This window comes from Tatumella saanichensis (genome assembly GCF_000439375.1).
GTDB classification, from domain to species: Bacteria; Pseudomonadota; Gammaproteobacteria; order Enterobacterales; family Enterobacteriaceae; genus Tatumella; species Tatumella saanichensis.
On sequence record NZ_ATMI01000051.1, the window covers coordinates 21,377 to 44,996 of the forward strand.

General features: G+C 46.1%; 25 protein-coding genes and 3 pseudogenes. 17 read left to right on the top strand and 11 right to left on the bottom strand.

Annotation, left to right across the window (positions count from 1 at the left end):
* Window positions 1-315: 315 nt before the first annotated feature.
* Window positions 316-2,574: a heavy metal translocating P-type ATPase gene (locus DW47_RS0113730; protein WP_241430763.1), complete on the bottom strand. Its 2,259-nt coding sequence runs from the start codon at window positions 2,572-2,574 to the stop codon at window positions 316-318.
* 81 nt (window positions 2,575-2,655) lie between these two features.
* On the opposite strand from DW47_RS0113730, the gene cadR reads away from it, so the two are divergent.
* The 4 genes from cadR to DW47_RS0113750 all read left to right on the top strand — a co-directional run bounded on the left by cadR (window position 2,656) and on the right by DW47_RS0113750 (window position 5,663).
* Entirely contained in the window at window positions 2,656-3,102 is a 447-nt protein-coding gene (gene cadR / locus DW47_RS0113735) for a Cd(II)/Pb(II)-responsive transcriptional regulator (RefSeq protein ID WP_038027604.1), read from the top strand.
* Window positions 3,103-3,207: 105 nt separating this feature from the next.
* Window positions 3,208-4,134 (top strand): extracellular solute-binding protein, encoded by a 927-nt coding sequence (locus DW47_RS0113740; RefSeq protein ID WP_029686999.1) that lies wholly within the window; start codon window positions 3,208-3,210, stop codon window positions 4,132-4,134.
* A gap of 3 nt (window positions 4,135-4,137) precedes the next feature.
* A complete protein-coding gene (locus tag DW47_RS0113745) occupies window positions 4,138-4,911 on the top strand; it encodes a molybdate ABC transporter permease subunit (RefSeq protein WP_029687000.1) in 774 nt (257 codons plus the stop codon).
* A 170-nt stretch (window positions 4,912-5,081) separates the two neighbouring features.
* Window positions 5,082-5,663, top strand: a complete 582-nt coding sequence (locus DW47_RS0113750) for an RBBP9/YdeN family alpha/beta hydrolase (RefSeq protein ID WP_029687002.1) — start codon at window positions 5,082-5,084, stop codon at window positions 5,661-5,663.
* A 188-nt stretch (window positions 5,664-5,851) separates the two neighbouring features.
* On the opposite strand, the gene DW47_RS17585 is transcribed toward DW47_RS0113750, so the two are convergent.
* The 4 genes and pseudogenes from DW47_RS17585 to DW47_RS16730 form a co-directional block, all read right to left on the bottom strand.
* A complete protein-coding gene (locus tag DW47_RS17585; protein WP_173391614.1) occupies window positions 5,852-6,022 on the bottom strand; it encodes a hypothetical protein in 171 nt (56 codons plus the stop codon).
* A gap of 495 nt (window positions 6,023-6,517) precedes the next feature.
* Window positions 6,518-7,369, bottom strand: a pseudogene (gene hchA, locus DW47_RS16520) (glyoxalase III HchA).
* Window positions 7,370-7,434: 65 nt separating this feature from the next.
* Entirely contained in the window at window positions 7,435-7,677 is a 243-nt protein-coding gene (locus DW47_RS16725) for a response regulator transcription factor (protein ID WP_051150972.1), read from the bottom strand.
* Window positions 7,678-7,886: 209 nt separating this feature from the next.
* Window positions 7,887-8,108 (bottom strand): hypothetical protein, encoded by a 222-nt coding sequence (locus DW47_RS16730; RefSeq protein ID WP_051150973.1) that lies wholly within the window; start codon window positions 8,106-8,108, stop codon window positions 7,887-7,889.
* A 653-nt stretch (window positions 8,109-8,761) separates the two neighbouring features.
* Between DW47_RS16730 and DW47_RS16530 the strand changes: the two are divergent.
* Together DW47_RS16530 and DW47_RS0113775 are read left to right on the top strand one after the other, a co-directional pair.
* Window positions 8,762-9,411: pseudogene (locus tag DW47_RS16530) on the top strand (hypothetical protein).
* 235 nt (window positions 9,412-9,646) lie between these two features.
* The gene (locus tag DW47_RS0113775) at window positions 9,647-10,150 is read left to right on the top strand and encodes an Hcp family type VI secretion system effector (RefSeq protein WP_029687003.1); all 504 of its coding nucleotides are present in this window, start codon (window positions 9,647-9,649) and stop codon (window positions 10,148-10,150) included.
* Window positions 10,151-10,620: 470 nt separating this feature from the next.
* Here DW47_RS0113775 and DW47_RS16535 read toward each other — a convergent pair.
* The 5 genes and pseudogenes from DW47_RS16535 to DW47_RS0113800 all read right to left on the bottom strand — a co-directional run bounded on the left by DW47_RS16535 (window position 10,621) and on the right by DW47_RS0113800 (window position 16,183).
* Window positions 10,621-11,861: pseudogene (locus DW47_RS16535) on the bottom strand (integrase).
* A gap of 455 nt (window positions 11,862-12,316) precedes the next feature.
* Window positions 12,317-12,991: an HNH endonuclease gene (locus tag DW47_RS0113785; protein ID WP_029687004.1), complete on the bottom strand. Its 675-nt coding sequence runs from the start codon at window positions 12,989-12,991 to the stop codon at window positions 12,317-12,319.
* A complete protein-coding gene (locus DW47_RS0113790; protein ID WP_241430764.1) occupies window positions 12,992-14,461 on the bottom strand; it encodes an AAA family ATPase in 1,470 nt (489 codons plus the stop codon). It abuts the gene before it with no gap.
* 64 nt (window positions 14,462-14,525) lie between these two features.
* Complete coding sequence (locus DW47_RS0113795) at window positions 14,526-15,548, bottom strand: site-specific integrase (RefSeq protein ID WP_029687006.1); 1,023 nt, start codon at window positions 15,546-15,548, stop codon at window positions 14,526-14,528.
* A 2-nt stretch (window positions 15,549-15,550) separates the two neighbouring features.
* The gene (locus tag DW47_RS0113800; RefSeq protein WP_029687007.1) at window positions 15,551-16,183 is read right to left on the bottom strand and encodes a phage repressor protein CI; all 633 of its coding nucleotides are present in this window, start codon (window positions 16,181-16,183) and stop codon (window positions 15,551-15,553) included.
* A gap of 120 nt (window positions 16,184-16,303) precedes the next feature.
* On the opposite strand from DW47_RS0113800, the gene DW47_RS16540 reads away from it, so the two are divergent.
* The 11 genes from DW47_RS16540 (at window position 16,304) to DW47_RS17590 (ending at window position 22,377) form a co-directional block, all read left to right on the top strand.
* Window positions 16,304-16,558: a hypothetical protein gene (locus DW47_RS16540; protein ID WP_038027605.1), complete on the top strand. Its 255-nt coding sequence runs from the start codon at window positions 16,304-16,306 to the stop codon at window positions 16,556-16,558.
* A 107-nt stretch (window positions 16,559-16,665) separates the two neighbouring features.
* Window positions 16,666-16,866 carry a phage filamentation protein Fil family protein gene (locus tag DW47_RS17095; protein WP_071846656.1) on the top strand — a complete coding sequence of 67 codons (201 nt, stop codon included), beginning with the start codon at window positions 16,666-16,668 and terminating at the stop codon, window positions 16,864-16,866.
* Window positions 16,830-17,171 (top strand): DUF5347 family protein, encoded by a 342-nt coding sequence (locus DW47_RS0113805; RefSeq protein WP_029687008.1) that lies wholly within the window; start codon window positions 16,830-16,832, stop codon window positions 17,169-17,171. The genes DW47_RS17095 and DW47_RS0113805 overlap by 37 nt, the downstream gene beginning before the upstream one ends.
* Before the next feature lie 67 nt (window positions 17,172-17,238).
* A complete protein-coding gene (locus DW47_RS0113810; RefSeq protein WP_029687010.1) occupies window positions 17,239-17,472 on the top strand; it encodes a DUF2732 family protein in 234 nt (77 codons plus the stop codon).
* Window positions 17,472-17,699: a TraR/DksA family transcriptional regulator gene (locus tag DW47_RS0113815; protein ID WP_029687011.1), complete on the top strand. Its 228-nt coding sequence runs from the start codon at window positions 17,472-17,474 to the stop codon at window positions 17,697-17,699. The genes DW47_RS0113810 and DW47_RS0113815 overlap by 1 nt, the downstream gene beginning before the upstream one ends.
* Complete coding sequence (locus tag DW47_RS0113820; RefSeq protein WP_029687012.1) at window positions 17,696-18,553, top strand: DNA adenine methylase; 858 nt, start codon at window positions 17,696-17,698, stop codon at window positions 18,551-18,553. The genes DW47_RS0113815 and DW47_RS0113820 overlap by 4 nt, the downstream gene beginning before the upstream one ends.
* A 53-nt stretch (window positions 18,554-18,606) precedes the next feature.
* Window positions 18,607-20,943: a replication endonuclease gene (locus tag DW47_RS0113825; RefSeq protein WP_084689077.1), complete on the top strand. Its 2,337-nt coding sequence runs from the start codon at window positions 18,607-18,609 to the stop codon at window positions 20,941-20,943.
* A gap of 189 nt (window positions 20,944-21,132) precedes the next feature.
* The gene (locus DW47_RS0113830; RefSeq protein ID WP_029687014.1) at window positions 21,133-21,321 is read left to right on the top strand and encodes a hypothetical protein; all 189 of its coding nucleotides are present in this window, start codon (window positions 21,133-21,135) and stop codon (window positions 21,319-21,321) included.
* Between the two features lie 11 nt (window positions 21,322-21,332).
* Window positions 21,333-21,566 carry a DinI-like family protein gene (locus tag DW47_RS0113835; protein WP_029687015.1) on the top strand — a complete coding sequence of 78 codons (234 nt, stop codon included), beginning with the start codon at window positions 21,333-21,335 and terminating at the stop codon, window positions 21,564-21,566.
* A 156-nt stretch (window positions 21,567-21,722) separates the two neighbouring features.
* Entirely contained in the window at window positions 21,723-22,262 is a 540-nt protein-coding gene (locus DW47_RS0113840) for a hypothetical protein (protein ID WP_152473179.1), read from the top strand.
* The gene (locus DW47_RS17590) at window positions 22,231-22,377 is read left to right on the top strand and encodes a hypothetical protein (RefSeq protein ID WP_173391615.1); all 147 of its coding nucleotides are present in this window, start codon (window positions 22,231-22,233) and stop codon (window positions 22,375-22,377) included. The genes DW47_RS0113840 and DW47_RS17590 overlap by 32 nt, the downstream gene beginning before the upstream one ends.
* Before the next feature lie 397 nt (window positions 22,378-22,774).
* On the opposite strand, the gene DW47_RS17440 is transcribed toward DW47_RS17590, so the two are convergent.
* Window positions 22,775-23,605, bottom strand: coding sequence for a hypothetical protein (locus tag DW47_RS17440; protein WP_152473180.1), 831 nt, complete (start codon window positions 23,603-23,605; stop codon window positions 22,775-22,777).
* Window positions 23,606-23,620 lie beyond the last annotated feature (15 nt).

Consider the following 23,620-nt stretch of genomic DNA (forward strand, 5'->3'; position numbering starts at 1 on the left):
ACACTTATAGGCCGTGGACCATGCTGACCTGGAAAATGGTTAACGGCGGCACACGTCTGTTCGGCGATTACAGAGAAACGTGGGTATTTATTCACTGCTGGACTAGGGAAGCGCCAACAACTTAACCGTAACCAGTAGATGATGAGCCTTACCCACTCCAGATGGTTAAACCCTACGCTAGGTACTAGCTTTCAGCTCAGCAAAGGTCCGCTAGCGCTGCTGGGTCTGCGTGGCTTTTCATAGATCCGAATCGGTCTTCGCACTGTTATATCCGCCACCCGCCGCAGTCACTGCCGCGGGGGGCGGGTGAGGCCATTATTTTGTGGTCCGCAGGATCCTAAGGCCGTTGGCTACCACCAGTAAGCTGGCGCCGACATCTGCAAATACGGCCATCCACAGTGTGCCGACACCGAACAGTGTCAATGACAGGAACACGGCTTTGATGATCAGCGCCAGCGAGATATTTTGCGTCAGGATCCATCCGGTACGCCGCGACAGTCTGACAAAGGCCGGAATTTTACGTAAATCGTCATCCATCAGCGCCACATCCGCCGTTTCTATGGCGGTATCGGTGCCAGCCATCCCCATAGCGAAGCCAATATCTGCCCGTGCCAGGGCAGGGGCATCATTGATCCCGTCACCGGCCATACCGGTGACCCCCTGACGGCTAAAGGTTTCGATAGCCTGTAATTTATCTGCGGGCAGTTGCTCCGCTCGGGCCTGATCAATCCCGACCTGACGAGCAATTTCTTCCACGGCAAAGGGATTATCTCCAGAGAGCAATAGGGTTTTCACCCCCAGTTGATGGAGTTCCTCGATGGCTTGGCGGCTGCTCTGTTTAACGGTATCCGCCAGGGCGAAGGTGGCCCGCAGTCCGTCACTGTCGCCGAGTAACACCAGAGTTTTGCCCTGACGCTCTAGCTCCTCGAAACGGCGGCTGAAAGGCGTCAGGTCGATCCCTTGATCCTGCAACAACCGGCGGTTACCCAGCCAGAACTGACCTGCGGGTGTTTTACCGGTGATCCCTTGCCCGGTCACTGAGACAAAGTCTGTCACCGGCAATAGAGAGGCATCCTGTGCGAAACGAGTTACGGCTTGAGACATCGGGTGATCAGAGTATGAGGATAAGCTGGCCGCTACCAGGATCATCTGCTGTTGCGTCGTCTCTTCATCACTGATCACCTCGGTGACCTCCGGTTTACCGTGGGTCAGGGTGCCGGTTTTATCCAGGGCCAGCCAGCGCAGTTTACGGCCCTGTTCTAGATAAACACCGCCTTTGATCAGGATCCCCATCCTGGCGGCGGCCGTCAGGCTGCTGACTAAGGTAACCGGTGTGGAAATAACCAGCGCACATGGGCAGGCAATCACCAGCATCACCAACGCGTTATAGATCCATTGCTGCCAAGCGCCGTCAAAAAACAGCGGCGGAATAACCGCCACCGCGATTGCTAGTATAAAAATGACCGGGGTATAGATACGGGAGAACTGGTCAACAAAACGCTGCGTTGGCGCTTTGCTGGCTCGGGCTGATTCCACCGAGCGGATGATCCGCGCCAGGGTCGTTTCCCGCGCCACGGAGGTCACTCGGTAATCGAAGGTTCCGGACTCATTGAGGGTACCTGCGAATACCTGATCATCGGTTTTCTTCTCAATGGGCAAACTTTCGCCGGTAATAGCGGATTGATTCACCGTGGAATTTCCACTGACAATAACGCCATCAAGGCCGATTTTCTCACCGGGCCGGACACGGACAATAGCCTCCAGGGCAACATCTGCCGGCTGCATAGCCTGCCAGCTGTTATCGGCCTGTAGGACCGTCATCCATTCCGGCGCCAGTTTTAGCAGGGTATCAATGGCATTACGCGCTCGGTCAAGGGCTTTCGCTTCAATCACTTCGGCAATATTAAATAACACCATCACCATAGCGGCCTCCGGCCACTGCTTTAACAACAGGGCACCGGTTACCGCAACGCTCATCAACGCATTAATATTTAGGTTGGCATTTTTAACCGCGATCCAGCCTTTTTTGTAGGTTTTCAGGCCGGAAAGCAGTATCGCCACAATGGCGACAACGGCTTGCCAGAGCGGTGGAACGCCGAGCCAGTTTAGCATTTCAGCCCCTACAGCCAGCACGCCGGCAAGCGCCAGCGGCCAGTAGCGGGGGGCTGGTGCCGGATGATCTGCTTGCTCGCTAACCTGATCCGGCAATTGCGGATCAAAACCGAGGGATCGGATCGCCTGCAACACTGGCTCTAGTGCTTGCGGCTGGTGGGTGACGGTCAGAATACGCTGCATCAGATCAAACTGCAGATCGATAACACCGTCCATCGGCGAAAGCTTACCGGTGATCAGGTTTTCCTCGACTGGGCAATCCATCTGCATGATGCGCAGGGCTGTGACGGTCCCCCGCTGGCCGGTACTCTGCCCAGGAATGGCGCTGAATGCCTGACGGGGTTTAACCCCTGAATTCTGCGGGCTGGCAGAGGGCTGCTGAGGCACTATTCGACGGATCTGCGGCCGGTGTTGAGGGGACGAGTTGGCAGCACTGTGATTATTGTTCTCCTGATTGTTCATTTTTTCTCCTTTCCGCTGTACTCTGGTTTGTACAGTAAAAACCCTGAAGCCACTACAGGGTCAAGACCAGGAGGCAGAAAAATGAAAATCGGTGAACTGGCGACAAAATCTTTCTGTAATGTCGAAACTATTCGTTATTACGAACGTGAAGGCTTACTGCCTGCCCCCCTAAGAGATCAGAACAATAATTATCGGCATTACCAGCAACAGCACCTGGATACGCTGTTATTTATCCGTCGCTGCCGCACCTTGGATATGGCTCAGGATGAAATAAAACGTCTGTTGCAGGCGAGGAGTCAGCCGGAGGCTCGGTGTGCGGTGATCAACGAGCTGATTGAAGAACATCGTTCTCATGTCCAGGTCAGGATTGCAGAGTTGGTCGCCCTGGAAAAGCAGTTAAGCGAGCTTAAGGATGCCTGCCACGCCAATATGCTGACCCGAGAGTGCGGGATCCTCAAAGAGCTGGAGCAACCGATAACGGAAGCGGCCACTGGCAGTGGCCCGCATATCGGCAGTACACATAGCTAACGACCGCCACCGATTTCCTTCTTACGCTTCGATAAAGACATTGTGTTACGGCTAAGGAGCGCTGATAATCGTTATGTAAAAATTTACACAACGAAGGGGATCAGGATGTCGGTAAGGTTAAACTCTGCGTCGTTACTGACGGCGCTTACTCTCTGTTTTTCGGTTTCAGCACTCGCATCGTCCGATATCCGGGTCACCTATGCGGGCTCGATGGGCAAAGTGATGGATCAGGTCCTTGGCCCGGCATTCGCCCGCCAAAGTCAGGGACAGTATCAGGGGCAGGGGCAGGGTGCCTACGGGATGGCGCGTTTACTGGCCAGCCATAAAATCACGGCCGATGTGTTCGTATCGATTACCCCAGGACCGATGCAGATCCTCAAAGATGCCGGCCTTATCGACACGGCAGTCCCGGTAGCCAGTACCAGTATGGTCATTGCCTACAGTCCGAAAGGCAAATACGCGGCGGCGTTTGCCGAAGCCAATAAAAAACAAGATGGCAGTTGGCTAGATGTCCTCGCGACCCCAGGCTTACAATTTGGCCGTACCGACCCGTATCTCGATCCTAAAGGTCAGAATATTGTGTTTACCCTGTTGCTGGCGGAAAACTATTATCAGCGCCCAGGCATTGCTGAGAAAGTGATGGGATCCGTACAAAATCCCCGCCAAGTGAGTCTGGAAGGGGGATTACTCACTCGACTGGAAAGCGGCCAGGTGGATGCCGCGGCGGGTTATGAAAGTGAGGTGATTTCGGCCAAGCTGCCTTATGTCTCGCTGCCGGCTGAAATTAACCTCAGTGATCCACAAATGGCAAAGCAGTGGTATGACAAGGTCAGCTTTAGCATTAAAGATAGCCAAGGTCAGGAAAAAACGTTGCATACCCAACCGCTGGTTTATTACGCGGCAGTACTGAAAAATGCCCCGAACGGTGTGGCGCAGGGCGAAAAATTTATCGACTTTATGCGCTCTAAGCAGGGGCAAGCCTTGCTGCATAGCAGTGGGTATGGTGCGCCCTTGGGTAAGGCTCTGTACTAAAGCATGATTTCCGGGAGAGCGTTACTCTTGGCGCTGCTGTTACCGGCCCTGGTACTGCTGGCGGTTCCCTTCGCCACATTACTGGGGATCACGCCGTGGACGCATTTCACGCTGGCGTATGGTGATGTACCAGCGGTAGTAGTGTCTTTGGGTTACGGGGTGATCGCGTTAGTGATTATCGTGTTGATCGGCTTACCGGTCGCCTGGTGGCTGGCGACCTCTACCCGACAAGGCTTGTTGCGTAAAAGTATTGAGCTACTGGTGCTGTTGCCGCTGATGACGCCGCCTCTGGCAATGGGGATCTTACTGATTTCAGCATTTGGCCCTTACTCCTTTTTGGGGGAGGGGTTATCGGCACTGGGGGTCTCGGTGGTTAATAATCCTGTGGCCTTCGTATTGGCCCAAATCTATGGTGGCCTGCCATACTTTATTGTCACCGCCCGCTCGGCATTTTCTGCTATTCCGCGGGGGATCTTGGAGGCCGGACAAACACTGGGGGCGAGTCCTTGGCAACGCTTCCGCTTATTGGCGTTGCCGCTCGCGGCTTCCGGGTTGGCCTCTGCGGTGGCACTGGCCTGGGTGCGTGCTATCGGTGAATTCGGCATTGTGATGATCTTCGCCTATTTTCCGCAGGGCATGCCGGTTCGACTTTATACTAACCTGCAAAATGATGGGGTGGATGCGGTCTACACGTTATTGTGGGTACTGCTTTTGGTGACCCTACCAATACCGCTGTTCTGTTTTATGCACTCAGCAAAACGGGAAAAACTCCGCTGAATCAAGCGCGTGCTTATAACAGTGAGCATCTTCTGATAGCGAACCGTTATAACTTTCAGACCGATAAATAGTAGCCACCCTCGACAGACTCTGAGAAAGTAATCCCCGACTTTGCGGGGGGGAAAGGGTCATGTTGATTCGCCACCCGTTATTTACCGGAGGAGAAGGGTATGGCATTACCACGGTTGATTATTATTCACGGTTATATGGCGGCCCCTGAACACCATTGGTTTGGGTGGCTCCAACAGCAGGCTATTAGGCAAGGGATGCAGGTGATTATTCCTAGGCTGCCTAACTCGGAGTCGCCGCAGCCTGATGCTTGGCAACGGATGTTGGAACAGACCGTTGGAGCACCGGATGAAAATACCTGGCTGGTGGGACATAGCCTAGGCTGCATCACTGCACTGCGCTATCTGCACCATTATACCGATTCTCGGGCCGGTGGTCTGATCATGGTTTCCGGCTTCAGTGAAGCGGTGCCGGGGCTGGAAGCTTTAGACTCTTTTACCTCTCGATTACCGGATCTACCGTCAGTCATCCGCCGTGTCAGTCAGCGAGCAGTTATTGGATCATTGGATGACGAGATCGTGCCGGTGGAATATTCTTTACGTCTGAGTCAGCAATTATTGGCACCCTTTTATGGATTACCCGGTCATGGGCATTTCCTCGGACAGCAGGGCGTTACAACCTTACCGCTGGCAGAGAAATTATTAACGGTATTCCGTTCAAACAGTACTGAAATTGTTTTATAAAAGATGGAGAAATAATGCTTACCATTATTCTTGCTAGCTGGGAGCGAATAGAGATAGCATTGCTTAACGCGAATGGTAAATAAAAAAATAGCATTGATTTCAGTTAAAAATGAAATAAATAGAGACAGGCTAGAAAAACGAGAGTGGCAGGCAAAAGGATAGAGCCCGATAACCGGGCTCCGTCATTATTAGTTCTGAGGACCGCCAGCCGGACCATGACCCAGGGAACCACCTGGTGCCGCCTGACCACCTGCCGCAACAGGCTTACCGTTCTGGACGGCATCGCTGTGATACTGACAACCTGCCAGTGCAACCAGAGTAGCAAGAACTAATAATCCTTTAGACGCTTTATTAATCATGTGTCACCTTTTCATTAGTTTTAGTGGATTTCAGGACTACGAAATAACTGTAGAACAGGATCTGGAGCTACGCAAAAAAACATTCAAAATTATTAATAAGATATCCGCTAGTGGTTATCTTAAGCATCACCGATAACGCCGCAGAATAGAATAAGGTGACGGCAATAATCAGACGTTTTTGTCAGGTTATGGCCGAGTCTACAGTTAAATCATTTATTATCCTATTGCCTAACCAAATAAAACGTCACCCAGCGGCACTCTAAGACAATCCATGGAAGGCTATTTGCCGAAAGTTGATAACCCATTGACGACACATCAGTGTGCGGCGGAGGAAGGTAGGTTGCCAGCAACGTAGGGAACCCTAGGATGGTCCTGCGGGGGGATATGAGTAAGCGGATTTGAGGAAAGCTAGCCTAGGTTGGCAGCCATATCCTGTCAGGCAATCTAATAGGGCGGCAGAAAACGTTCTGCCGCCCTCGAACTTATCAAAAGGTATTAGTCAACGTAGGCTTTCAGCAGTTGCTCTGCCGCCAACTTGCCCAGAGCATTAGCAGCAAACGGGCTGTCACCGGTCAGTAATTTACGGTCTTGGTGGACACTGCCCTTGATCTCGGTGTTCACCAGCGTCATGCCCATTCCTGTTAGTTTCTCTCCGAAATACCACGTTAGATGACCCAGCATATAGCCAATATCCGGCGTCTGTTTATCCGCAGCATCGGGGAAAGCGCACAGTGAATAGCCGTTAAGCGGATTTTCGCCGCTGCGTAGGGCGAGGAAGGCCGCCGGGCCATGACAGATCGAGATAACAAAACGATCGTTATGCATGAACCAACGCAAAACCTCGGCAACGTCTTCACTTTCTGGCAGGCCGATCAGCGCATCGTGACCACTAGGGATAAACACGGCAGCATAGTCGCTGTCGTCAGTCAGTTTACTCAGAATATCGGATAACTTTGCCGGTACTTGGAACTGTGACTGATACTTTTTAAAGAAAGGCATCACCTTTTTATCTTCATGGGGTATCGCTCAGTACTCAAACTTAGCCATCTGTCCCGACAGGGTGGCAATATCAAAATCAAAACCGGCCTGATGTAAATGATACATCGGCACTAAGGTTTCTACTGGATGGTTGCCAGTTGAGAACAGAGTGCCGTTATCGCTCGGCAAATAACGCTCATTACTGGCGATCACCAACATTTTTTTAGCGCCGCGATAGGGTTTCGCATACTCTTCATCGCTCAGGTCAGATACTGGGCGGGTGAACTGGTTGAGGGAATAAGCAGCAGGGAAAAAGGCCTTTTCTTCAGCCGGATCTTTCTGCGGATGTTGACTGTTAAGGTTAGTCATTGTCCATACCTCATTGGTTAAATAGCATTACTGTTCCGCACTCTCCAGTTCGCCACTGATCATCGCTACCCGCACAGCCTGTGGGGGGGGGGGGTAACACCAAGACGATGGCGTATCTGGCGGAGATGGTTTTCCACGGTACGTGGGGAGACTTCCAGTAGACCGGCAACTTCGGTGTGTTTTAACCCGCTGCTGACCAACCGCAAGATCTGATTTTCATGGGGGGTTAGGCGAGCGGTGCTGAAGGTCGCCGCGGCAGCCAGTATTCGCCGGGCAGTGAAAAAGGTTTCTGTCGCCAGCCAACGCATCACTATAGTGGCCTTAGGGGAACTGTTGATATCGTTGCCCCCAAGGCTAAACGTCCCCCAAGTCCGCCACTGCCGAACACCGGGATCTGCGCCCCTTGCAGGGCTCCATGTAACGGTTTATCGATCACCTGATACTCTGCTGCAGTATCATTACCGGCAATTTTCCGCCAGAAGAAAGGTTGAGAAGTCTCAAGCAGATGCTGATTGACCTAACAACGTTCAATATAGTTTTTTTCATCGAACGCACTGCCTTCCGGCCACTCCCCCTCGATCCAGAAAATGCGATCGATAAACTGCTCTTTCAGCGGGGAGATCGAAAACAGGATACTGCGATCATACCCATAGTGCCCGGCCAGTTGACTGGCATGCTGTTTAAGCCATGACAGCTCCTTTTCAGCACTTATTTTTAGGATACTCTCCAGAAGATCCATGTCCTCGCCACACCTAAGTCATTTGTATAACCCCTATTTTAGATGCCCAGTGGGATTAAGATACAAGGGAAATCACTTAGTTGGGGAACTTACTCTTACGGCTTGTTGAGGAAAAAAAACGTGATAGCAAGATTGGTGGTAGTCATTGATGGAAACTCTGAGTAGAGAATCAGAAAAGTTCAACCTAGCAGAAATATTCTGACTTAATCTCAGGATAGGAAATTTGTTGAGAGTGGAGAGTATAACAACGGAAAACACCGAGTTGCGAAAAATAGTTTCTAACTTTGAACTGAGTCACTGTAATCAACAGCAGATTACTGTGTGATAGACATTATTGGCAGAGTACCCATTTAGCCGATGAGGAATAAATAAGGCTGTGTGTTTCTAACGTTGCTCTTGGCTGACCCCATTGCGACACTTCAGTGATGTAAAAAGAATTTATCACCAGTCTTCCTTGGGAGCATTGGAGGCTACACAGTCTTAGGGGGTGTTTTGAGCTATTCTATAGTTAAACAACTAAATTTTTGAGAATATGGGCAGAGCGAATGGTGTTTTTCTACCGGTACATAAGGGGGCAACCTAGCTATAGCATCGATATCACTTAGTGTAACGTTATGGAATGAAAAATAGGAAATAAGATAACAGGGATGCTGATGTCTACTTACACAGAGATAGCAAAGCGTATAGCCAACATAATTATTTCACCTGCTAGTGCTGTAGGACTTATTGATGGTATTTTGTCGGTTCCTCAAGATCTGGGATATCTTGCTTATGGGTACTTTGATACCGATTCTCGGTTTACCAGAGAAACAGAACGCTTTCGTTTAATAAATGCTATCCGATTTGGTATTCTTCAAAATGAAAACTTTATCAGAACGATAGAGATCGTATTAGATAATTTCAACCAATATGTATCTGAAAGTAAGCGTGATAATATTTACGCAAAAACAGGTGCATCGGTAGTGGGAAGAGCGATTACAAATTCATTTGTGTCAAAAAAGATAGCGACAGCTATAGCTCAACGCAGTTCACTTATGATCTCACTGAGGGGGGGGTGCTAGGTAATTTTTTATTAGCCGGAGGTATGGCGGAAAGGAGTCTCTATAGATCACAAAGCCTTAAAGACAGTGATCCAGAAATTTATTATGAATTACGAAAGAAAGATTATGACTTTCTTTATTTTCTTGTTGAGCCAGCATTGCAACCGTTTATAGAGGCTTTGCGAGTCAGGCGTACGCAAGGCAGTGCTGCATTCACTCAGATAATTGAGATTATTGAAAATGAGGTTGGGGATGGTAGCTGATAAAAGATTGTCATTAGGAAGTCGCATCTTTTTTGGTTTTCTTGAAAATGCCATTTCATTACTAGGTGGGCTATGGGTGTTTTTTTGTTTTTACTGTTTTTTCCATTTTGAAACATGGCATGAAAGATCACTGTACATAGTAATAAGTTTTTTATTGGTCTATGGTTTGGTTAAAATCCTTCCAAATAGACCAGAGTAATAGTTGAATAGGAAATCAAAAATTAAGGATGATAAAATGTCTTTGCCAGCATATTTGTTTTTATATGATGAGAATGGGGTTAATCTTAAGGGAGGCTGTATGACTTCAGGCCGTGAGGGGGCTATTGAGATAATGAATACCCAGCATGGGATATCTTTATCTGTAGACCCTCATTCAGGTTCACTGACGGGCAGTCGCTTACATGAGCCTATGATAATAAATAAAGAAGTAGATAAATCATCTCCTTACCTCTTTGATTTTGTCTGTACGGGGAAACGCTTAAAGACCGCTATCCTACGGTTTTATGCAATCAATGAGTCTGGGGCGGAAAATGAAATATATAATCTCACCATGGACAGTGTGATTGTAAGCTCTGTTGTTTTTACTCACTCTTATATTCCAGGTGCAATAACGCCAAATATGATGGAGGTCGTAAAGTTGAGATACCGAGGGATAGCGTGGAACTACCTGGCTGGTAATATTTCAACTAATGATTTTTGGGGTAAGGGAACACAAAAAACAGAAGAGAAAAATGGCTGAAGTAAGAGGGGGCCGGGAAAGTTGGTGGGATGTGTGGGATTTCCGATTTATCACTGATGCGATATTATTGACGCTGATATGTAGCAAGGGCCCAAGAGGAGAGGCGTAGTTTTGTACATGATGAGGTATTTTAACTCGCACAATTTTCACCTCTCACTTTATAAGCTACTGGTCTTTCTGTCTTGGAGATCCATGACATCCTGTGATTTTTACACCGATAAAAACAGATTTCAGAACGGCGATAATCTGGTGTTAAGTAAATCGGGCTTTACGCATAGCGTTCTCCTCAGGGGACATCATCAGTATGTTGGAAGATCTCTAAAAGTGAATGGTTCGTTTTGCAGGGATACTTACAGCTCTGGCTATACTTGCAAAGCGAAGAGACCTTTTGAGTCAAAGCTGATCACTCTGATTCGATTGTAATCTACCTAATAAGCCGGTCAGGGCTAAAGCTATTTTTTACAGGGAAACTAGCCAACGAGTTTGAACACCCTCTTCCCGGTTTCAACACTACTTCCGCTGTCGGCCTTGCTTACCCAATCAGCCCACCATTGCATCATCGGGCGTCGCTGCTCAAGATAATCGCTACGGTTGTAAGCACGACGAACCTCATTCTTGTCCACATGAGCAAGTGCTGCTTCAATCACATCTGGTGGAAAGCCTTGCTCGTTAAGGGCCGTACTGGCGATAGATCGCAGGCCATGCGAAACCAGCACTCCGCCAAAGCCCGCACGCTTTAGTGATGCGTTAACCGTCTGACTATTCATTGGCTGGTTAGGTTTGATACGGCTGGGAAATATGAATTCCCGATTGCCACTTAACGGCTTCATCATTTCCAAAACAGCTATTGCTTCATCTGACAAAGGAACTGTGTGGTCACGGTTCATCTTCATGCGCGATGCAGGGATCTTCCATTCTCCTGCCTCCATGTCTATCTCTTCCCAACGAGCCTCAGCCGCTTCAGCAGGGCGGGTGATAGTAAGAAGCTGCCACATGAACAGACACCTTGTTGAAAGGCTAATGCTGGCCGTTCGCATAGTCTGCATTAACTGAGGCAGCTGATCCGGACGAATACTGGGCATGTTTTTCTTCTGTGGCTTCTCGAATGCCTTGCCAATATTGACACTGGGAACAGCATCAATCAGCCCCGTGTTTTGGGCATAGATCATGACCTCATTGATGCGTTGGCAAAGGCGACGAACAGTTTCCAGTGCACCTCTGGCTTGTACTGGTTGCACAGCCTGAACCAGCGTATGAGCTTTGATATCTGTAACGCTAACGTCACCAATCGCTGGAAAGACATCTCTTTCAAGAGAGCGCCATATATCCTCTGCATAGTCCTCGGTACACTGGCTTTCTTCACATTCCACCAACGTTCCGCAACGAGCTGGAAAGTATTAGTTTTGGCTTCAAGCGAACTACGCAGTTGTTCTTGCTGATGTTCCTGAGGATCGATTTGTTTCGCAAGGAGAGAACGTGATTCTGCCCGATAGCTTCGAGCATCGGCAAGCGTAACTGACGGGTAGGGGCCAATACTCTTTTTCGCTCGCTTCTTGGTGAAGGGGCGAATGTAGCGAAATTGCCAGATTTTACTCCCGCTGGATTTGATCAGTAGCTCAAGGCCATCGCCATCATAGAGCACATAGTCCGCTTCCTTGGGTTTGGCAGATTCGATTTCCTTAACGGAGAGAGGTTTGGTTTGTCTTGCCATTGCCGGGTTTCCATAGTTTTAGGCACCTCAAAAACAATAAAGCTTTAAGAGGTGCCTAACAAGGTGCCTAAAAGGTTCGGATTTAATTAGTTCTCTTCGGACTTCGCGGGACAAATTGAGGGCACAAAAAAGCCCGCAGGGCTTGCGCCATGCGGGCTCTTAGGACTTCATCGGATGACTCTGGTGATCACCGATGGAGAATTTGGTGGAGCTGGCGGGAGTTGAACCCGCGTCCGAAATTACTACATACTATACATATTCATAAATAACAGTATTTTAGTAATTACATCAAGAGCTTATTTATATCTTTGTTTATTTAATTTTATACAGTTTGAGTTTTGTGTCGCCAATTTATCGCCTCTTAAACACAAGTGTATCTGATCGCTGTTGCATTGTTTACTGCCAGTTGTTTGAAAGTGAATTAATGACGGCCCATTGATTTTGAACCCAATGCATCAAGGGTTAGAAATCTGCTGAATTATTTCCTGCAAAGTAGCTTTTGCTACCTGAGGAATTAGCTCATCGTAATCCTCTAACCATTGCATGATAGGTTGAGTGAAATCGCTAGTTATGCCCACTTCAGTGCCCAATTCATCAACATACTCTGATGTACCGGATAAGACTTCACTGAATCTAATTAAATTACATATTTCAAAAGTTTTTTTCCCTTTATCGGTGAGAACATTATGATAATACTGCCCTTTTTTATTCTGTTTCAATTCCAGATGTTGTTGATAATCGTCAATATGCGGGTGTATTATACAGAATTTATCGCTATCATTAGGATAAAGGGTGCCGCTGGGCAGGAAACATGTAAGAGGGTCTTTATTAGACTTGAATATATTGCAATCTTTACATGTTACTGTTAGGTTTTTGGGAGTATACAGATATTCTGTATGAGAAGATTTGGGGATGATGTGGTCAATATCCCATTGAGTACCATGGAATTCTTGTCTATGTCGTCCACAGTAAGGACAGGTATAATCTTGGGCCGCTTTATAATATTCTCTAACTTCTTTTCTAAATGCCTTACGAGTTTCACACGTACCATCCCAGTGAGATGCAAGTCCATTGAACGTGTCTACATGTCTTTGCGACCTTGGGCTGTAAATAATAGGGTTAGTTATCATTTATTTCTTCACCTTTTGGAAGCTCAATATCTGTTCCAGTAATAGTCGAACAGGATCTCCATCAGGTATTCTATCTTGATTAACGAGATTTTTAACCTCATCAATAAAATTATAATCTACAATACTTAAACTTAATCCTCGTGCTTCTTTAGATAATATTAATACTAGCTTTCTTATGATGAAGTCATTTTTGTGTCCAGGGCTTTTAAATATCCCCGTCAATTGTTTATCAGCAGATTGCTCTCTATATTCATTTAAAGCTTGTGGTTTGTGTCTATTTTTGGGTTGTGCTTTATTATTTACCATTGCACTTTCTAAAGACAGAATGCATCCATTACTAAATTGCATCCCTGAAATTATTTGAGGGGAGTGCGTGGCTATTAATATATGTGATTCAAGATTGATGGGGAATAATAGTGAGAAAAATCTCATGAAGTTAAGTTGCCATTCTGGATGAAGGCTGTTTTCAGGTTCATCAATGCAGATTAAACAATTTTTTTCTGTATGGCAGCTTAGGACAATTGCGTGACCGAATAAGGTTTGTTGTCCTGAACTTAGACTAGTAATGCTTACTTCCTTTTGAGAGTTTGTGTGCATTACTTGAAAATCGACAACACTAAATACATTTAAGATAAAAAGGTAAGTAATAACATTTAAATTATCGATATCAAATACTATTTTTTTTCTTTCAGAATATATTTTACGGTCTGAAATAGAATAATAAATATCGTCTAGGTATTTTTCATCAATTTTTTCAGCATCGACCATCAACAGAATATCTATGAGATTATCAAGTTCTGAATCCTTAATTTTCACCCACATCTTTTCTATTGCATCATCTAGTGAACTTTCCCTAGAGTTTAACAAGTCAGATTTGAGAGGGGTATTTTTTTTCCCTATCACTATGCAACCATTAGATAATTTCGCTAACCCATTGGATAGATAGTGAAACATTTCAAGGATGTATTTTATGTCTTTAGTGTCATAGGTACATTTTAAGTGTATATGAGACTGCAGCCCAAACATTCCCATTGCTTCATTTATGTTTTTTGATAACTCATTGTCTTTATTGTGAAATTTAATTAGTGAGTTTTTTATGCAGCTATCAACAATGCTTGCAATACCTTTTCTGTAATTAGGATCTACAGTAGGATGTATGTAGGATGCTGCGTTATATTTTAACCCCCTATTTTTTGATGATTTATTTAATACGTTTGTCGATGTGAATTTATCAAATCTTGAATTACATAAGGCAATTATTTTTGCGGGTCTATCTGCAGAGTCAATAGTAAGTTCTATAGTAGGGTCTAAATAATTTTCATTTTTACCAACAAATAAAAAGGCGTTTACGGATTTACTTAATAAGCTGGATTTTCCGCTAGCATTATCACCCGTAATTATCGTATAGTAATTGCTTTCCATATCGCCTATGTTTTCACATGCATATATTTTATCTCTACTCTCGCTCATTATCGATTTTATTCTGAACATTATCACCTCAAATATTTTTAAATATATTTTTAATTACCATTGATCAGTTGTATTCTATTCCGTTTAGAGGGTTTTTAGTAACAGCATCCTCCAAATGGTCAGGCGCAAAATGTGCATAAACCATCGTCATTTTGATATCTGAATGCCCGAGGATGTTTCTCAAAACTAAAATATTCCCGCCGTTCATCATAAAATGGCTTGCAAATGAGTGCCGTAGGACGTGCGTACATTGACCTTCTGGCAGCTCTATACCTGCGCGCTTTAATGCTCGTTCAAACGCTTTTCGACAAGGCTTGAACAAGCGGCCTCTATTCTTAGGGAGCTGGTCATAAAGGGTAGGGGAGATAGGTACTGTTCTATTCTTTTTCCCTTTAGTTTTGGTATAAGTGATACGATATTTTGTGATTTGATGCCCTTGCAAGCTTTCTGCCTCGTTCCATCTTGCCCCGGTCGCTAAGCAAATTTTAGTCACGTGAATCAGGTCAGGGTTCAGAGATTGATTACAGGCATTAAGCAAACGTTTAATTTCGTTTGTAGCCAGGAAGCTCAGTTCGCTCTCTGCGATTCTGAATGTGGGTAGCCCCGCTAAAGGATTGACCCCTGACCAATGGCCAAGTTTTTTCAGAGTTCCAAAAACGGCAGAAAGGTTGCTTTGTTCCAGGTTAACCGTTCTTGGCTTGACTGCTGGTAACAAGCATCCTTCACTGTCTTTCACTGTACCGTTGAGGCGAGCTTCCCGATATTTAGCAAAGTCTGATGGCTGAAAAGAAGTTGCTTGTGGATCACCCAATGCATCACATATGACTTTCAATTTGTTTATTAGCTTTTGCGGCTGACTTAGGGTTTGGCCGTGTAATGCGTACCATTCAGTGACCAATTCCGAGAGATGCCTTTTGTCTTCTTTCATTCCCAGCCAGGGTTTTTTATTTACTTCATCCATGGTGAATGTTTCAAATGCTGTAGCTTCCCCCTTCGTAGCAAATTGTTTGCGTACACGTTTTCCATCGCGTCCGTTAGGGTAACATTCACACAACCATTTTCCGTTCGGCTGTTTCCTTATTGTCATGATCAAATACTCTTTATGATTTTGACTGCGCGTCCCACTACCTCAATATCATCAATACTGCACTCAAAGGATGTCTCACCTTGCTGGACAATCAGACGATTGCCGGGAATACGAGCAAGTTTTGCTATCGTCTTTATGCCATCAATATCAACGAGCCACACGCCATTTATTGGAGGGGGGCCGCTTCGGTCAACCAGGAACAAATCATCGCCTGACTGAATGAGCCACGGATCAGTCATGTTGTGGGGGATTAGGCTGTTATCCAATATGACTTTTCCATGGCTCACTAAAGCTCCAGCATCTAATACGGCCTTCTCAATTTCAGGTGCGACGACATCGGATAGTGGTTTAATATTGGCTTGGTTCACAAAACCAAAACTTTTATCCTGCTCATTATTATCACTGCTATCACCCTGGCCTGTAGTCAACCAAAGTAACGAAACACCTGTCTCAAGAGCACACTGTATAACCCATTCAGCGGGGAAACTGTCTCTTAAGTATCTGTTAGCCATTGTACTTTTCGATACAGAAAGATGATCGCATAGTTGTTGTCGGGAGCTGAAGTTATAAGCCTTTATCAGCCTGTTGATAGCTTCACGTCCACCGCTGTCATTGCCTACCTTGATTGATCTCATAATCAAAACCCTTGACGTTCATAAAAAGTGATCTTATATTCAGGTTGGGTTTGATAAACAAACCTAAAAAACTATAAAACGGGATAAAATAAATCAAACTTAACCGAGAGATACTGCACTATGAGCACTGATATTTCAATTCGTGTACCAAAAGAGATGGCAACGCCTGCAGAGTTCGCTGAATGGGAAGGTATTTCACGCGGCTCCGTGTATCAAAGGATTCACCATGGTCAGCTTGCCAAGTACATGGTCAGGAAAGAAAAAAACAAAGGTCGCGTCAGCCTGCGCTACCTAATGTACAAAACCGACCAGGTTCGTGAAGCACTCGGGCATTCTAATTTCAGCGTCATTGTTGGCTTGTCAGTTCGATTATGAGAACTTTTCAGGGGGCCGCTATGTTTGATTGCAAGATTCTTAAACATTCACACTTTACTGAAGTTTGTCAGGCTCCAGCGTCTTTTTCGGTCACATCTGAACTGGTTATGCAGCCTGAAGAACCATCTATTGCCTCACTTTTGGTAAAGCAAAGCCCGTCTATGCATTACGGTCACGGCTGGATCATGGGGAAAGATGGTAAACGTTGGCATCCTTGCATCTCTCAGGATTCTCTGTTGGCAGACCTTTCTACGTCTCAGGAGGGGAAATCATGGCTATCGAAGGTACTGCGGCGGTTGTTCCATTAAGCCCAGGAAAAAGGCTGGATGCTTTTAATCATATCGCGGAATTGAGGGCTAAATTATTTAGTCTGAATATTGATTCGGAGCTTGAACGGTTTATTAAGGATATGCGTGACCCACACGATATAAATAATAAACAGAATGAGAGGGCACTTACGGCATTATTATTTATGGCAAAAATCCCGGCAGGACGTCATAGCGTAAAAATAAGTGATCTGACTACTGACGAAAAACGGGGTCTGGTTAAAGCAATGAATCACTTTCGTGCAGTGGTGAGCTTATTTCCAAAACGGCTAGCCATGCCTGATTAATCCACAAAAGAAATTAATGGCGTAAACCCGTCGGGCTTCTTATTGCCCAAGTTCAGGAGAAACAATTATGCGTAATATTGAAAACCGAATTATTCAAACGGGAGCAGATGATGCTGGTATCAACCTGCTGCTGGCTGAGGCAAGAAAAGAAGAACGTCGGGGCCGCGCGGATGTGATGGCAACTCGTCTGGAGATATTGGCTGCACGTATCGTATCGCACCAGCTTAACCATAAGGAAGTTGCAGAACTTCTGCGTGATGAAGCGGCAAAGATCCAAAATGAAGTACTGGAGGCATACTGATGGGTGACTCAATGGACCTTGTACAGCAGCGGGTGGAAGAAGAGCGTCAGCGCCAGATACATACAGCACGCAATAAAAAGCAATGTGTTTCCCGTGTCCTTTGCATTGATTGCGACGCTCCGATCCCGCCAGCACGCCGCCGCGCTATCCCGGGAGTGCAGTGCTGTGTCACTTGTCAGGAAATTGCAGAGTTGAAAGGTAAGCACTACAGCGGAGGTACGGTATGAACACTATCCTTAAATGGGCGGGCAATAAAACTGCTATCATGCCGGAGCTCCTAAAGCATTTGCCTGCAGGCATGCGACTTGTTGAACCTTTCGCTGGGTCATGTTCTGTGATGATGGCAACAGACTACCCGCAATATCTTGTAGCAGATATTAATCCTGATTTGATTAATCTTTATCTGATGATCCAGAAAAATCATGAGGCTGTCATTCAGATCGTGAGGGCGTTATTTAAAGATTTTAATTCGGATATTCAGTATTACCGTGTCCGCCAACACTTCAATTACTCCATTTTTAATGGAGCAGAAAAAGCAGCATATTTTCTATACTTAAATCGCCACTGTTATCGCGGTTTGTGCCGCTATAACCAGAGTGGAATTTTCAATGTCCCTTACGGTAATTATAAAAATCCATATCTCCCTGAAAGGGAAATACGCGCTTTTGCCGAAAAGGCACAACGCGCAACGTTTATCTGCGCCAGCTATAACGAAACACTGGCGCTGCTACAGGCGGGAGATGTTGTTTACTGTGATCCTCCATATGACGGCACGTTTACCGCTTATCACACGGGCGGTTTTACAGAGGACGATCAGTATCACTTGGCATCTATTCTTGAACGCCGGTCATCAGAAGGTCATCCGGTTATCGTGTCCAACAGTGACACGTTCCTGACTCATTCGCTTTATCGTAATTTTACCCGCCATCGCATCACTGCAAAGCGCAGCATAGGTGTGGATGCCGGTGATAGAAAATCTGCAACAGAAATTATCGCCACAAAATCAGCAGACTGGTTTGGTGTCGACTTTGCGTCCGGTCCGGGTATCTCTATGGAAACTGAGATGCGGGCGCGGCAGTGAGTAAATTCACATTACATAACGTACCAACCATCGGCGGCTCGAATGAGGCCGCCATGGCTTATCCCTGGAATGCCCCTAAGAAAGCCATCAATCCCTATACGGAACCGGAGATTTCTGCACCGGTAACCGCGCTTTCAAACCTGATCACTCTTTACGCTGCGGATAATAAGCTGGAACAGAAGCGCCGTAAGGCACTGAGTGATTTGGCCTGGGAACGCTATTTCTTCAATGAGTCCCGCGATCCCATCCAGCGGGATATTGAACAGGACCGGCGGATTAGTTACGCCAAAATGGCCCGTGAGCAACAACGTTTTAATCCTGACCAGGTCATCCTGGCTGACGTGAACGCTATGCCATCACATATCAGAAAGCCTCTGCTAAAACGAATTAGCTATTTTCAGAATCTGGAACGCCCGAAAGCTTTTTCCCGCTATCTGAATGAAACGATAAGGCCATGTCTTGAACGACTGGATGGAGTACGTGATAGTCAGATGTCAGCTTCTTTCCGTTTCATGGCGAGCTATAACGGGTTGGAAGGGCTACTGATGCTGCCAGAAATGTACCAGGAGCAGGTCAAACGCCTTTCCATGCTGATTGCAGCACATATGAGTATGTGTCTTGATGCGGCCAGCGGAGAGCTGTTTGTCAGCAAAAATGTAAAACCAGAGGGAATTCGTCAGACATGGGAAAGAGTAGCCGCCGAAGCTCTACGCCTGGATGTAATTCCGCCTGCTTTTGAACAGTTGCGCCGTAAGAAACGCCGCCGTAAGCCGGTGCCTTATGAGCTGATACCTCCGTCTCTGGCACGTATGCTGTGTGCAGACTGGTGGTACCGCAAATTATGGCAGAAACGTTGCGAGTGGCGGGAAGAACAGTTGCGTGCCGTCTGCATGGTCAACAAGAAAGCATCTCCGTATGTCAGCTACGAAGCCGTGATATACAAACGCGAGCAGCGCCGCAAATCGCTGGAGTTCTTCCGCTCGCATGAGCTGGTCAACGAAGACGGTGACACGCTGGATATGGAAGATGTCGTGAACTCCAGCAACAGCAATCCGGCTCACCGTCGTAATGAGATGATGGCTTGTGTTAAAGGCCTTGAATTGATAGCAGAAATGCGCGAAGACTGCGCGGTGTTTTATACTATAACCTGTCCGTCACGCTTCCACGCAACCCTCAACAATGGCAGGCCTAATCCGAAATGGGACAGAGCTACAGTCCGGCAGAGCAGTGACTATCTGGTTAATACATTTGCCGCTTTTCGAAAGGCAATGCACAAGGCCGGACGACGCTGGTATGGCGTTCGTGTAGCAGAACCGCATCATGACGGTACTGTACACTGGCATCTTCTGTGCTTCATGAACAAAAAAGATCTACGTCCTATTACCACTTTGCTGCGTAAATTTGTCATCCGTAAGGACCAGGGGGAATTGGGTACTAATACAGGCCCACGCTTTAAGTATGAGCTGATCAACCCGCGTAAAGGTACGCCGACCAGCTACATCGCAAAATATATCAGCAAGAACATCGACGGACGTGGGCTTGCTAAAGAAATCAGTAAAGAGACAGGCCGATGTCTACGTGACAGCGCCGAGCATGTCAGTGCCTGGGCTTCACTACATCGTGTCCAGCAGTTCCGCTTCTTTGGTATTCCGGGGCGTCAGGCCTATCGTGAGTTGCGCTTGTTGGCAGGTCAGGCGGCGAGGATTAATGGCCAGCGAAAAGCTGGTACACCGGTACTGGATAATCCGCGTCTTGATGCGGTGCTTGCAGCAGCTGATGCGGGCTGCTTCGCTACCTACATTATGAAGCAGGGTGGTGTGCTGGTCCCCCGAAAACAGCACCTTGTCAGAACGGCATACGAACTTAATGACGAGGAAAGTACTTATGGTGATCACTGTATCCGTATCTATGGGATCTGGTCCCCGATTGCAGAAGGTAAAATTTGTACGCATGCGGTGAAGTGGAAAAGGATCCGTAAGGCCGTTGACGTTCGGGAGGCTATTGCCGACCAGGGCGCCTGCGCCCCTTGGACTCGTGGCAATAACTGTCCCCAGGTAGGAAAATTACATAATTTTTCACCGGACTTATCTGCCGGAGGAACGCCAGCACCTTTACCGGACTTCGAAAATATGAGCCGGAAAGAGCTAAAGGCACTAAACATCAGACTAAGGCAAGTGAAACCGAAACAACGAAAGAGCTACAAACAGGAAATCAGTGAGCAGCTGCGCCTTCAGCTTGAACGTGAGTTGAGAGGTAGGGGATTTGATGGCAGTGGAAAAGAGATCGATTTGTTGCTGCGGGGCGGCAGTATTCCATCAGGTACAGGACTGCGGATCTTCTATCGCAATCAGCGCCTGCAGGAAGATGATAAATGGCGACAGTGGTACTGATAACGCTGCTTTCATTTTTTCAACATTTTCAAATATTGTCGTACAGATCCGTTTAACGGCAGAAAGTATTTTACATAGATAAATACACATCATACTGTATGTATGAACAGTCATTTAAAGCGAAGTATTTGTGAATTGCTTCGCAACACGAGGAGTTATAACTATCTTCCCAGGGACAGGAGAGAAACAATGCAGGATTATCTTTTTGAATCGATAAAGCTCCAGCGCATTGATTTTTTTATCAAACTCGTAGCAGCCAGTGAGTGCAGCGAAGACGAAAAGCGGCTGGCGATCCAGTGGATGTCAGAGCTGACTGACGAGCTGATGGCCAAAATCCGCCACCATGAGTACCACAGGTCGATGGACGTAACCAGTTAAAGGGGGTCTGTATGTGCATTGAAATAATGATCGATAAAGAGCAGGAGATTAGCCAGACTACGCTGGACGCCCTTGAATCAGAGCTTTACCGTAATTTGCTTCCTCTGCATCCCAAAACAGAAATTCGTATCCGCAAGGGTAACGCCAATGGCATTGAGCTTAGTGGGTTAAAGCTGGATGAAGACAATAAGCGAGTGATAGAAATTATGCGGCAGGTTTGGGAAGACGACATCTGGTTACATTAAGGAACGTTGCTGGCGTAAGAACTTGATTCTGACGTCAGCAAGGTTGAACAACGAGAGTAGCGAGGCGTTAGCCATTGGTAAAAAAGACAGCTATATTCTGGACTGGTTGGCTTGTTTTGGTAAAATGGCGTTATAAATACTTAAAAGGATTCAGGGTTGATGCATTCGCATAGGCTAGTAACGCCAGGCTTAGCCAAGTTCGGCGAACTTTCATACCTAGATATCGAGTTTGTTTTCTCTGGTAATCAACAGCGTAAAGCTATGTACCAATTAGTATTCAGCCCTCCTTCATTAGATCCTGTCGCAGCAGAGACAATGCACAGAATGCTAGGAAATGAAGTATCTACTCTGTGTGTATCCGTAGTTAGTTTTGCGGATACCGTTCAACTTGACAGAGCGCAGAAGCAAAGAGAAAATCCAGTTGACGGCGAAGAACCGATCAACATGTTTGCTAAACCAGAAGATGCCTTTGATCTTAATATTGCAGAACTACAGTATCTTTACTGTACATTAGTTGACTTCATGATCAAAGTTGCGGACAATGAAGGCATTCAAATTTTGTACTTTGCGGCTGAACGCGAAGAACTTATGGCCACATACGAAAGGTATGTGAAGAGGCTAACGAACTGTCGTGGCCTAACTTACGTTAATGACGGAGCTTCCTATGCGATACGAACACAACACTACCCAACCTAAGGGTAAGATTGATTTCAAAGCTATCCATGACAGCAAAGTCGAAATGATGAAACGTTTTCTGACTGCTAAAGCTGATGCTGAGCGCAAAGGTGAAGTGGTCTTTAAGCCACTGTAATCATTTGCTTTATGTCGAAAACGAAAAGACCCTATCGGGTCTTTTTTTTCGTTTTTAACACGCTCAGTCATTTTGGGTGTAGCAAATGGCTCTAGTTAAGACATCGCCAGTTTAAATTGATTGAGTGTTGTGCATGACTATGCCGCATGAAATCGCATGATCGTTCGAGGATCGTTATGCTGAAGCCTGCCAGAACTGGCGAGCCTTTGCTTATGTTATGCAGGTGCATGAAAACCACTACACAAAGCGGGCAGGCGTGGCGGGGATACGAGGGCGCGCTAAAGAGACTTATTATTAAAAATTAGATAAAATATATGCATCGCATGAATTTTTCATAAAAAGCTAGGTGTGGTAGACATCGAAGCCCTCAGGATGTTTGTGAGGGCCAATAGTGGAGTTAGTATTTTCGTTCTACTGGTGCGTGGCTTACTGTCACACAAGCATCGTTAAGTGCAACGATAGTATCGCTTAGACTAAAGAAAGGGAAAGCTGAATAATTGAAGTACTGAGTTGATAAGTTTAATACTATTTCCGTATCTGTCGGTGAAAGTACTCTAGCGAAGGGAGTTATCTCGTTAAATACCCTATTAGGTTCAGTTACCAAAATAGCTACAGGATAGAAATGAATGCAGGCTCCGGTACTAAATCTTTCAGAACCTGAAATAGTTGTGTTCAGTAGGCTGAAAAGAGCACCGGTTATGTTCAGCCTATTTGGATAAAACCAGTAGCTAAAAGTATGAGTATCAGTAATATTTGGATTCTTTCCGAGAACAAAGTCGCAAAGCTGCTTGAAAAAAGGAATGTTTTCTCGGGGCTCTTTACAAAGAGTATTTGGTGATGCAGAGAGAACATGACCAATCATCCCTCGGAGATATGAATCTGCATCAACTTTCATGGATATTGTGTTGTACACTGAGTGCGGTTTTTTTAAATATAGATTAACTTTTGTGTTAATTTCATTAGTAACGCGTTTGATTTCAGTGTCGTACTTACCTAAGTTATTATTGCATCTGGCGCAAATAGTTTTAAAAACGCTTCCTTGATTAGCATTAACCCCTTTTATATCTGAATTTCTAAATTCAGTAATGAGGCGTTGCTCAATTTTATTTGGAGGGACTACGCACTTTGGCGGAACATGATCTTGGCTTAGCTTACCGTACTCTCCGCATATAAGGCAGTAGCCTTCTTTAATTTTTGTATACTTCCATCTATCTGATATCTTTGACAAAAGCCTACCCTCTCA

Bases quoted from the DNA above. Each gene is read 5' to 3' on its own strand.
- DW47_RS0113730 (WP_241430763.1), bottom strand. From the start codon at position 2,574: ATGAACAATCAGGAGAACAATAATCACAGTGCTGCCAACTCGTCCCCT.
- cadR (WP_038027604.1), top strand. From the start codon at position 2,656: ATGAAAATCGGTGAACTGGCGACAAAATCTTTCTGTAATGTCGAAACT.
- DW47_RS0113740 (WP_029686999.1), top strand. From the start codon at position 3,208: ATGTCGGTAAGGTTAAACTCTGCGTCGTTACTGACGGCGCTTACTCTC.
- DW47_RS0113745 (WP_029687000.1), top strand. From the start codon at position 4,138: ATGATTTCCGGGAGAGCGTTACTCTTGGCGCTGCTGTTACCGGCCCTG.
- DW47_RS0113750 (WP_029687002.1), top strand. From the start codon at position 5,082: ATGGCATTACCACGGTTGATTATTATTCACGGTTATATGGCGGCCCCT.
- DW47_RS17585 (WP_173391614.1), bottom strand. From the start codon at position 6,022: ATGATTAATAAAGCGTCTAAAGGATTATTAGTTCTTGCTACTCTGGTT.
- DW47_RS16725 (WP_051150972.1), bottom strand. From the start codon at position 7,677: ATGCGTTGGCTGGCGACAGAAACCTTTTTCACTGCCCGGCGAATACTG.
- DW47_RS16730 (WP_051150973.1), bottom strand. From the start codon at position 8,108: ATGGATCTTCTGGAGAGTATCCTAAAAATAAGTGCTGAAAAGGAGCTG.
- DW47_RS0113775 (WP_029687003.1), top strand. From the start codon at position 9,647: ATGTCTTTGCCAGCATATTTGTTTTTATATGATGAGAATGGGGTTAAT.
- DW47_RS0113785 (WP_029687004.1), bottom strand. From the start codon at position 12,991: ATGATAACTAACCCTATTATTTACAGCCCAAGGTCGCAAAGACATGTA.
- DW47_RS0113790 (WP_241430764.1), bottom strand. From the start codon at position 14,461: ATGAGCGAGAGTAGAGATAAAATATATGCATGTGAAAACATAGGCGAT.
- DW47_RS0113795 (WP_029687006.1), bottom strand. From the start codon at position 15,548: ATGACAATAAGGAAACAGCCGAACGGAAAATGGTTGTGTGAATGTTAC.
- DW47_RS0113800 (WP_029687007.1), bottom strand. From the start codon at position 16,183: ATGAGATCAATCAAGGTAGGCAATGACAGCGGTGGACGTGAAGCTATC.
- DW47_RS16540 (WP_038027605.1), top strand. From the start codon at position 16,304: ATGAGCACTGATATTTCAATTCGTGTACCAAAAGAGATGGCAACGCCT.
- DW47_RS17095 (WP_071846656.1), top strand. From the start codon at position 16,666: ATGCAGCCTGAAGAACCATCTATTGCCTCACTTTTGGTAAAGCAAAGC.
- DW47_RS0113805 (WP_029687008.1), top strand. From the start codon at position 16,830: ATGGCTATCGAAGGTACTGCGGCGGTTGTTCCATTAAGCCCAGGAAAA.
- DW47_RS0113810 (WP_029687010.1), top strand. From the start codon at position 17,239: ATGCGTAATATTGAAAACCGAATTATTCAAACGGGAGCAGATGATGCT.
- DW47_RS0113815 (WP_029687011.1), top strand. From the start codon at position 17,472: ATGGGTGACTCAATGGACCTTGTACAGCAGCGGGTGGAAGAAGAGCGT.
- DW47_RS0113820 (WP_029687012.1), top strand. From the start codon at position 17,696: ATGAACACTATCCTTAAATGGGCGGGCAATAAAACTGCTATCATGCCG.
- DW47_RS0113825 (WP_084689077.1), top strand. From the start codon at position 18,607: ATGGCTTATCCCTGGAATGCCCCTAAGAAAGCCATCAATCCCTATACG.
- DW47_RS0113830 (WP_029687014.1), top strand. From the start codon at position 21,133: ATGCAGGATTATCTTTTTGAATCGATAAAGCTCCAGCGCATTGATTTT.
- DW47_RS0113835 (WP_029687015.1), top strand. From the start codon at position 21,333: ATGTGCATTGAAATAATGATCGATAAAGAGCAGGAGATTAGCCAGACT.
- DW47_RS17590 (WP_173391615.1), top strand. From the start codon at position 22,231: ATGCGATACGAACACAACACTACCCAACCTAAGGGTAAGATTGATTTC.